This window comes from Methylobacterium nigriterrae (genome assembly GCF_037106235.1).
In the GTDB taxonomy this organism is placed as follows: Bacteria; Pseudomonadota; Alphaproteobacteria; order Rhizobiales; family Beijerinckiaceae; genus Methylobacterium; species Methylobacterium nigriterrae.
Window position 1 is genome coordinate 1 of the sequence record NZ_JBAWTG010000165.1, and the last position, 9,066, is coordinate 9,066.

At 65.3% G+C, this 9,066-nt stretch carries 8 protein-coding genes and 4 pseudogenes; 7 read left to right on the forward strand and 5 right to left on the reverse strand.

What is annotated here, in order from left to right; genetic code table 11:
- A partial coding sequence (locus WDW90_RS32580; protein ID WP_336491768.1) for a cation:proton antiporter domain-containing protein occupies positions 1–253 on the reverse strand: 253 nt, incomplete at its 3' end.
- Positions 254–441: 188 nt separating this feature from the next.
- Positions 442–1,087 (reverse strand): annotated as a pseudogene (locus WDW90_RS32585) (IS5 family transposase); the annotation flags it as partial.
- A gap of 652 nt (positions 1,088–1,739) precedes the next feature.
- On the opposite strand from WDW90_RS32585, the pseudogene WDW90_RS32590 reads away from it, so the two are divergent.
- Positions 1,740–2,093, forward strand: a pseudogene (locus tag WDW90_RS32590) (transposase); the annotation flags it as partial.
- 263 nt (positions 2,094–2,356) lie between these two features.
- Here the strand turns inward: WDW90_RS32590 and WDW90_RS32595 are convergent.
- Positions 2,357–3,381, reverse strand: a pseudogene (locus WDW90_RS32595) (IS110 family RNA-guided transposase).
- Positions 3,382–3,580: 199 nt separating this feature from the next.
- On the opposite strand from WDW90_RS32595, the gene WDW90_RS40970 reads away from it, so the two are divergent.
- On the forward strand, positions 3,581–3,979 hold the full coding sequence (locus WDW90_RS40970; protein ID WP_431311171.1) for an IS3 family transposase: 399 nt from the start codon (positions 3,581–3,583) through the stop codon (positions 3,977–3,979).
- Positions 3,934–4,389 carry a DDE-type integrase/transposase/recombinase gene (locus tag WDW90_RS40975; protein ID WP_431311172.1) on the forward strand — a complete coding sequence of 152 codons (456 nt, stop codon included), beginning with the start codon at positions 3,934–3,936 and terminating at the stop codon, positions 4,387–4,389. Before WDW90_RS40970 ends, WDW90_RS40975 begins: the two co-directional genes overlap by 46 nt.
- On the opposite strand, the gene WDW90_RS32605 is transcribed toward WDW90_RS40975, so the two are convergent.
- A complete protein-coding gene (locus WDW90_RS32605; protein WP_431311173.1) occupies positions 4,308–5,522 on the reverse strand; it encodes an IS110 family RNA-guided transposase in 1,215 nt (404 codons plus the stop codon). The two genes, WDW90_RS40975 and WDW90_RS32605, sit on opposite strands and share 82 nt — an antisense overlap.
- A 275-nt stretch (positions 5,523–5,797) precedes the next feature.
- Between WDW90_RS32605 and WDW90_RS32610 the strand changes: the two are divergent.
- The 4 genes and pseudogenes from WDW90_RS32610 to WDW90_RS32625 all read left to right on the forward strand — a co-directional run.
- Positions 5,798–6,004 (forward strand): annotated as a pseudogene (locus tag WDW90_RS32610) (integrase core domain-containing protein); the annotation flags it as partial.
- A 401-nt stretch (positions 6,005–6,405) separates the two neighbouring features.
- Positions 6,406–6,642 carry a hypothetical protein gene (locus tag WDW90_RS32615; protein WP_336491771.1) on the forward strand — a complete coding sequence of 79 codons (237 nt, stop codon included), beginning with the start codon at positions 6,406–6,408 and terminating at the stop codon, positions 6,640–6,642.
- 205 nt (positions 6,643–6,847) lie between these two features.
- The gene (locus WDW90_RS32620; RefSeq protein ID WP_336491772.1) at positions 6,848–7,162 is read left to right on the forward strand and encodes a hypothetical protein; all 315 of its coding nucleotides are present in this window, start codon (positions 6,848–6,850) and stop codon (positions 7,160–7,162) included.
- 330 nt (positions 7,163–7,492) lie between these two features.
- Positions 7,493–8,557 carry a ketopantoate reductase family protein gene (locus WDW90_RS32625; RefSeq protein WP_336491774.1) on the forward strand — a complete coding sequence of 355 codons (1,065 nt, stop codon included), beginning with the start codon at positions 7,493–7,495 and terminating at the stop codon, positions 8,555–8,557.
- Between the two features lie 307 nt (positions 8,558–8,864).
- On the opposite strand, the gene WDW90_RS32630 is transcribed toward WDW90_RS32625, so the two are convergent.
- The coding region (locus WDW90_RS32630) for an IS3 family transposase (RefSeq protein WP_336491775.1) at positions 8,865–9,066 on the reverse strand (202 nt) is incomplete at its 5' end.

Consider the following 9,066-nt stretch of genomic DNA (forward strand, 5'->3'; position numbering starts at 1 on the left):
GCGCCAGAACGGTCTTTCCGTCACGGAAGAGATCGCGTTTGGGGATGCGCCAGCCATCCAAGAACAGGAGCGGAGGCAGGAACACCAGGAAGAAGATCTCAGGATCGAGCGACGTGCTTGGCAGGGGGCCGAGCGCCAAGGCCACACCGATTACAATCTGGATCAGAGGAAGGGGTAGAGGAAGGAGCCGACCGAGAGCGCCACTGACGAGGACCGCCAGCAACAATGCCAAAACGATGGTGACCGTTTCCATCTGATCCCTTCGCGAAAATACCCAGGTTGACCGGACCGCGCGCTCCACATGGTGAGGCCTCGTCTCGAGGCGCATGGTGCGGCAGCCATCAGGGCCGACCGCGGAAACAACCGCGATCCGGCGGCGATGCTGTAGCAAAGCAGAAGGGCATTCGAGAAGGGAGTTGACGAGCAAGGTCGCGATCAAACAACCACCCAACGACGTGGATGCACGGCGAAGCCGACCTGATCAGCAGGTTTGCGGATGACATCGATCAGGATGCAGGTTGCTCGGGCTGGGACTGGCCCGGCAAAGCCCATATCGACGAAGGCTTTGACGATGAATGGGAACGAGCGTCGGGACAAGCGCAGCACCGGCACAGCGCCGTCGCGGTCCTGAACGTTGGCCGGCTGCGGCTCTCGGATGAGGCCCCGCCCATCCGTGTCCACCATCACCTGGCGCTTTCGGCCCTTGACCTTCTTCCCGGCATCGTAGCCGCGCGGGCCGCCGCTCTCGGTGGTCTTCACGCTTTGGCTGTCGAGCACGGCAGCGCTCGGCCATCACCAACCGGTGGCTGAGGCGCTCGAAAAGTCCGGTGTCCCGCCAGGCACTGAACCAGCGATAGACCGTCGTTCGGGGCGGGAAATCCTTTGGCAGAAGCCGCCAAGCCACTCCGCCGCGCAACACGTCAAAGATCGCGTTCATGACCTCACGCAGAGACCAGCTCTGCGGCCATCCTCTGACGTGTGGCTCGGGCAACAGCGGCGCGACGAGGGCCCACTCAGCGTCGGTCAGATCGGTTTCGGAGCGCAGTTCATCACGGCTATGCCGCTGGCGCGTCGTAGCCGTCCACATGGCACATCCCAGCAGGGTTCAAACTCGCCTCGGAATCATGCTTGCTCCCATCACTCAACCTAATTTCGGCCCAGCGAATTTCGGGCCAGACCCTGAACGGCCGTCCCGAGCTGCGAGGGGGCCGGCGATCCGTCCATCACGCGTGCGATAGAAGCGACCTTCCTGCATCTTCATCCTGCATCAGTCGCAGATACTGCTGAGGCTAGAGCGTGTTACGCACCAACGCAAAACCATTGAACAGCAACAAACTTTCTGCCCAGCATCCAATTGGATTGACGAGCGATCACAGACACTTAGACCCAGGTCCGTAACACGCTCTAGCATTAACCGTAGTCAACCTCGGCCGGTGCCAGGTAGTAGGTCAGTTTGAATTTGTTTGCTGCCGATCATTGAGATCGATCAGCTGCGTGTGCCGACACCTCAGTCATCGTTCGGTCGATCATTGCATCAACGATCGTGTAGAGCGCGCCTTGAAGGGGATGGAGCTGCTCATGCGGGATAGCGACCGCAAGCGCCGCTTTAAGGGCCGACAGGCCAGTGCTTGCCTCCGAAGCGTCGCCGAACTGAAGTGCATATTGCAGGATCGCGTGCTGAGCTGAAGTAGCCCCCTCAATGACCGGACAGGGGCTCACGCTTGTGGAAGTGTGTGCCTATGACCGACCCTACGGTGAGTTTCAACGACCCGCCCCGCGCCGAGCGCGTCGAGGTGATCACCTCCGTCCAGCGCCGGCGGCACTGGACCACGGAGGAGAAGGTGCGCCTCGTCGAGGAGACGTATCTGCCCGGCCAGTCCGTCTCGCTCGTCGCCCGCCGCCACGGGCTGAACGCCAACCAGCTGTTCACGTGGCGTCGGCTGATGGAGCGCGGCGCGTTCACGGCCGCCGGGGCCGGCGAGGAGGTGGTGCCAGCCTCCGAGCTTCGCGCCGCCCTGCAGCAGATCCGCGAGCTACAGCGGCTCCTGGGCAAGAAGACGCTGGAAACCGAGATCTTGCGCGAGGCGATGGAGCGGGTCGCCGTCCCCAACGTATGGCCCGCCCCGTCCGCAAGTGGCTCGGATCGACTGGTCTAAGCAGTCTACGTCAACGTATCCGGCCTCCCGGTTGCCCATGGGCCAAGATGGAGATCCGCGCGTCCTGCCCCTCATAAAAAGCTCGGCGTCGAACGCCATTTGGGGGCAGAGGTTTGCAGGACGCCGATCGACTGTTAGGCCATCTTTCTCTCACCACCCGCAGACGTCGTGGGCCGACCCGCAGGGCCAGCCAGTCCCAATCAGGCCGCTGTCATCGCGGCCTCGTAAACCCGCTCGTGGCGCAGCAGCGCCCAAACAGTTCGCGCCATTTTAGCCGCTAAGGCCACCGCGGCGACATTGGCGTGGGCCCGCGCCAGAAGCCCGCGCAACCATTCGCCGAGACGGCTCTCGCTTCGGCGGAGCGTCGGCATGACGGCGCGTGCACCCTGAATCAGCAGCTTGCGCAGGTATTTGCTGCCGCGCTTCGTGATCCCCACGAGCCGGGGGCGGCCACCTGTTGTCACCTGGCGAGGCACGAGGCCGAGCCAAGCGGCCAGGTCACGGCCGCATGCGAAGGTGGTCACGTCTCCGATTGCGGCTACCAGCGCCGTCGCGTTGAGCGCGCCGATGCCCGGGATGGTCGTCAGCCGACGGGCGTTCTCGTCGGTGCGGGCCTGCTCGGCGAACTCGGCGTCAAGCGCCGCGATGCGCTGATCAAGATCCTGCCAGCGCTCTCGGACGTCTGTGATCAGGGCCCGCATGCGCGGCGTGAGCTCTCCATCCTCGGAGTTGATCAGGTTGGCTAAGCGCACCGCGAGCGGTCCGCGCCCCTGCGCGACGACATGGCCGCGCTCCAGGAGGATGGCGCGGATCTGGTTCGTAGCGCTGTGCGCTCTCCGACGAGCTGGTCGTGCACCCGGTGCAGGGTCTGCACGTCGAGCTGCGCCTCGGACTTTAGCGTCACAAAGCGCATGGTCGGGCGTGTCGCGGCCTCCGCAATGGCCTCGGCGTCGCGGTCGTCGTTCTTGTGCGCCTTGACGTAGGGCCGCACGTATTCCGGTGACATCAGTCGGACGGCGTGCCCTTGAGCGGCCAAGGCGCGGCCCATGTGATGCGCCCCGCAGCAAGCCTCCATCGCCACGACACAGGCCGGCAGCTTCGCCCCAAAGGCAATGACCGACTCGCGCCGCAGGCGCCGGCGCAGCACAACCCCACCAGTCGCATCCAGACCGACGAGGCTACAGCTGTTCTTGCCCAGATCAATCCCGAGAACCGCGATGGTCATCGTTCCGCTCCGTCCCTCATGTGAGCCGCGCTGCAAACCTAGCAGCGCAGCTCGGTGAGGGGCGGGCCATCCATAAAAAGTTGCCGTTGCGCATGACCTCGTGGCCGGGGGACGGCCGGTGAGCGCAGTGGCTTCGGCTTTGGGCGTATCGCGTCCGCACCTCGCCTCCTCCCGGCAGACGGCCCCCGCCCGGAAGCCCATGGCGCGACGCGGCCGTCCGCCTGCGCCCGACGCCGAGCTACTCGGCGCGATCCAGGCGCTCATCGCTGATCTGCCGACCTACGGCTATCGGCGCGTCCACGCCCTCTTGCGCCGGCAGGCCGAGCGGGACGGCCGGCCTGCGCCGAACGTGAAGCGCGTCTACCGGGTCATGAAGGCGCACGACCTCCTGCTTCAGCGGCACGCGGGCGGAGCCGAGACGCGCCGTCACGAGGGCAAGGTGGTGGTGGCCGTGCGCAACACGCGCTGGGCGGGTCCCCGCCCGGTCTCCGACCGGGTGGGGAGGCCCTCTGCTCGGACGGGCTTGAGATCGCGGCTGAGAATGGCGAGCGAGTGCGGGTCGCCTTCGCGCTCGACTGCTGCGACCGGGAGGCGATGAGCTACGTGGCAACCACGGCGGGCATCACGGGCGAGGACGTCCGCGACCTGATGGTGGCGGCCGTCGAGCATCGCTTCGGGTCGGTCAACCAGTTGCCGAGCCTGATCGAGTGGCTGACTGACAACGGCAGCTGCTACTTGGCCCGCGACACGCGCCGCTTCGCTCGCGAGCTCGGCCTGATCCCGAAAACGACGCCGCTGGAGAGCCCTCAGAGCACTGATGTGATCGACAAGGGCTTTTCTCGGGGATCTGTGGTATTCTCCTCGGGCGCACGGGCGACCGCGTGGCGAAGAGCAGGGTGTGAGGTGTGGACCCTGCCGCGCAGCCTCTATCGTCGCACCTCGGTTGCGGCACCCGTGCGTACCCGCTTCGGTCCGTGCGCGTTCCAGCCCACCACGAAGCGCGCGTAGGCGGCCTCGGCCTGCTCGACCCAGCGCCGTTCCTCCTCGCGGTGGCTCTTCACGTTGTAGGCGTGCGCTGCCCCCTTCCGGCCCCGCTCCGCCCCGTGTCCTGCCTTGAGCTCAAGATCGCGCAGCTTCTTGGCGTGCAGCGAGGGCCGAGCCCAGACGTAGCTCTCGCCCTTCGTGAGCAGATGCCAGATCACGATCGCGAGCTTGCGCGCGGTCGCCACCGCCGCGACGTGCTGACCCCGTCGCACCCGGATCCGCAGGAAGAAGGCGCGCAGCGGACCTGGCGCTCGCGCCGCGGCCCAGGCTGCCTCGACGAGCATGCCCCGGGCGTGACCGCGACCCTGCTTCGTGATCCGGCCGTGGTAGGCCGGTCCGGGACCCGACTGCCGGACACTCGGGTTCAGGCCGAGGTAACTGACCAGCTTCTGAGGCTCGTCGAAACGCGTCACATCGCCGATGGCCGCCGTCAACGCGAGGGCGACGACCATATCGACGCCCGGGATCGTCATCAGCCGCTTGGCGCTATCGTCCGCCAGCGCCGAACGCGCCAAGTCGCGCTCGACCACCTTCAGGTCTTCGCCGGGCCGATCGAACTCGCGAAGGTGCCGCTCGATGGCAAGCCGCTCGTCCTCGGGCACGATCTGCTCAATGAGCCAGGCTCGGCCCATCGGCCCGCAGAGATCCTGATGCGGGCAGGAGGGGACCAGGTGACCGTGCAGGATCGACTGGATGATGTTCTTAAGCCGCGAGCGCTGCCGCACGATCTGATTGCGCCGGGTGACCTGCCGGCGCAGAGCCTGGGTTGGCTCGTCCGGAATCCAAACCTCGGGGAGGAAGCCACTCGCGTAGAGCTGGGCGAGCACGCCGGCGTCGATGGTGTCGGTCTTGATCTTGGCGTGCGCGATGAGGCGCACCTGTTTGGGATTGGCGATCACGACCTTCCTGACGTGAGGCGTGAGCACGGCAGCGACGGAGGCGGCGTTGCCGGTCGCCTCAACCACGACGGTGTCCGCTCTCGACAGACGTTGCGCGAAGACGACGAGGTCCTCGCGGCGCATGATGACGCGGCCTAACCGCTTGAGCTTACCATCCTGCCACGCCACTGCCTCCGCGAAGGCGCGGTGGATATCCAAACCGATGATGCGCATGCCCATCTCCTCGGCGTCTGGCTCGTTGGTGACGACGGGAGCCGGCGGGCAACACGACAGCTACTGATCCGCGCTCGCAGCGCATCCGGGAAAGTCGCAAGGGGCGGCCATAAAACGAGCTCGGGCTCTCAGCCCAGTCTCTGACGGCGGCCTGCCCGCACCTTCGTGCTCCCGGTGCCCCGCGTCCCAGATGGGCTCACCATACGCCTGCGCTCGAAGGAGAACAGGGGAACCCGACGGCACCGCAGGTCACATACCGGATAAATGGCATGGCCGAGGCGTTCGTGCGGACCTTGAAGCGCGACTACGTGCGCGTCTCGATCCTGCCGGATGCCGAGAGCGTGCTGCGCCACCTTCCCGTTTGGCTGGCGCACTACAACGACCTTCACCCTCATCGCGCGCTGGGCTACGGCTCGCCGCGCGAGTTCATCGCCCGATCAACCCAGGAGACCCCGTCCGGTCTTTAGGGGGCAACAACACCCCGCGAGAGTTCATCGCTCGATCAACCCAGGAGACCCCGTCCGGTCTTTAGGGGGCAACAACATGAGCCGGGCCAAATTCTTCGCGATCGGCGCGATCAACGAACCCCCGTAGGGTAGCCACACATTCTTCCTGTGATGTCATATCAACAACATGGCACGCGCAACCGCTTGGACCAAGGCAGGGTCAAACAGGACGGATTTCAAACTGACCTACTACCTGGCGCCGGAGCCTGCTCGACCTCGGCAACTCGGCGAAGGCGGAGGCGGCGACGTGAGGGGCAGGCCAGTGAGGCGGTGGCACGACGCGTCAGCTAACCTGGGGCGACAGAGGCCGCGATGGTCATAGTCGTATGGTTGTGCCTCAGGAGCGGTGATAGGCTCCCGGCATGATCGAGCCGAACCAGACCGCCCACATCGTCAAAGTGAGTTGGTGCGACGAGGGCATGCGGAACGGTCGGCTGACGATGTTCTACGCCGCCCTTACCGAGAGTCCGGAAGAGGCCGTCGCGCTGGTTCGGCAGGCCGTGAAGGCCGATGCCGAGGTCGAACTCACCGAGGCCCGGCTGTCTCAGGACACGGCGCAGGCGATCGACCTGCTCCCTGGCTTCGCGCGAGCTTTGTGAGCGGATCCAAAGCGCCCTACGAAAGGCCCCGCGAGCCGTGAGGCTGCGGGGCTTTGTCGATCGGCTACGCGAGATTGATCGGGCTGCCCCCTCGTAACCATGCCGGAGGAATGTCACTCTCCGAAGACGAAGGTTTGCATCTTCGCAGCTGATTCGCTGTTGCGAAGCAGGAACACTCGGGTGGCGTAGAAAGGCCTGCCGCGGCATGAGCTCGCGTGAGCAGGCGGATGCGTGGTCGATAAGACTGCAGGAGCGACCGGGTGTACGCTTCGGGCTGGCGGAGACGGACACGATGTCTGGAAAGCGTTGGACGCCTCATGTTCTGAAGAGGCTCAACGAGCAATGGCTCGTCGTCGAAGCGCCCTGGGATATGCCAGCCGGCTCTCATGAACTCGACGGGTCCATGCCGGTCATTGAGGGTCAGGCATACAAGGTCATCGGCGGCGAAGTTGACGCCCGCCCGCTGGCGAAAGGCGAGCGCATCCAGATCCGTGTCGAGCGAGTGGATAACGCCGGATGAGCGACTCACGAAAGAGCCAGCTCCCGCGGATGCCGGGCGGGCTGGAGCGCCGCTAGGTCCGTACCGGCATTACTGCCGGGCCGAGGAACGGTAGGCGAGCCAAACCAGTTTCCTTCCGTCGGAACCCACGCGAAGAAACGCGCCGAGACGACGATCGCCGAGCGGGCCGAAGGTGAGATCCGGCCCCTCGTTACGGCTGAAGGGGCAGTGGGCAGACAGCCTGGCTGCGTGCTGTAATTCGAACGTGAAAGGCCCAGCGCGCCGTGAGGCTCCGGAGTTTGGCATCGCCGCGTTCGCGGAAACAGCAACACAAGTTCTGGGAAGAAGCGCATGCCACGCAACATTCTGATCCTGGGAGCCTCATATGGCTCGCTGCTCGGCACGAAGCTGCTGATGGCCGGCCACAACGTGACCTTGGTCTGCCGTCAGAAGACGGCCGACCTGATCAACCGCGAGGGCACCGAGGTCCGCATCAAGCTGCGCGACGAGTTGGAGCACCGCGCGATCCGCTCGCGCGATCTGCCTGGCACCTTAGACGCGATGCCGCCCGAAGATGTCGACGTGTCTCGCTATGACTTGGTCGGGCTCGCCATGCAGGAGCCGCAATACAATGACTACTCGATCCGCCTCCTGATGATCAAGATTTCTGAGGCGAAGCGGCCTTGTCTCTCACTCATGAACATGCCGCCCCTGCCCTACCTCAGGCGCATCCCGGCGCTCGCCAACATGGACTTGGAGTATGCCTACACCAATGCCGGCGTCTGGGACCGGTTCGAGCCAGGGCTGGTCACGCTCTGCTCGCCCGATCCGCAGGCCTACCGCCCGCCGGGCGAGGGTGCGAATGTTCTCCACGTCGGGCTGCCGACGAACTTCAAGGCGGCGCCGTTCGCGGACGAGACCCACAACCAACTCCTGCGCGAGCTGGAGGCAGACATCGACGCGGTGCGCCTCGACGGGCAGGACGTGCCGGTGAGGCTCAAGGTGTTCGACTCGCTGTTCGTGCCGCTCGCCAAGTGGTCGATGCTGCTGACGGGCAACTACCGCTGCGTCACGCCGGAGGAGCCGCAATCGATCCGCGACGCCGTGCACGGCGATCTGGCGCGCTCGCGCAGGATCTACGAGCATGTCGACGCCATCGCCCAGCGGCTCGGCGCCGACCCGAAGGACCAGGTGCCGTTCGAGAAGTACGCCAAGGCGGCCGAGAGCCTGCTCAACCCCTCGTCGGCCGCCCGGGCGGTGGCGAGCGGGGCGCCCTTCATCGAGCGGGTTGATGTGCTGGTGAAGCTGATCTCGCACCAGCTCGGCGCGCCTGACGCCGAGATTGACCGGACGGTCCGGATGGTGGACCGAAAACTCGGCGAGCGCGTCATCTCGGGCGGATTCGGCGCGGATTGAGGGGCGATCTTGGCCCCTCATGCTGGCCATGGCGGGGGCGCGACCCAGCCTAGCGCTGTCGGAAGTAGAGCCGAGTGCCCGCAAGGCCCCGCGGACGGCCGATAGACTGGCCCTTTACCGCAAGGCACCGCGCGGCCAGCTTCAGACCTTCCGAAGGCTTCTCAGAAGATCCGAATTCGGTTCCATACTGGCGCATACGCGAAGAAAAAGCTCAGATTATGCGAACTTGCGGTCTTTGTGTGCTCCAAAGGGTGTGCCGCTCGTTCACGTCGATAAAGGCTGATGGATCCCGGAGCGCAGTCCCATTCTAAAACTGAGAGCTGAAAAGCTCCACCACGGACCGCCTGGCCGGCATGAACACCTCTGGGGCTGGCGGCCGGCAGCTCAATGACCCGTGCGGTCTGACCGTGTTGTAGTAGCCCTCGATGTAGGCGAACAGGTCGCGACGGGCCTCGTCGCGGGTTGCCCACCAACGCTGATGGACGAGTTCGACCTTGAGTGTGTGGAAG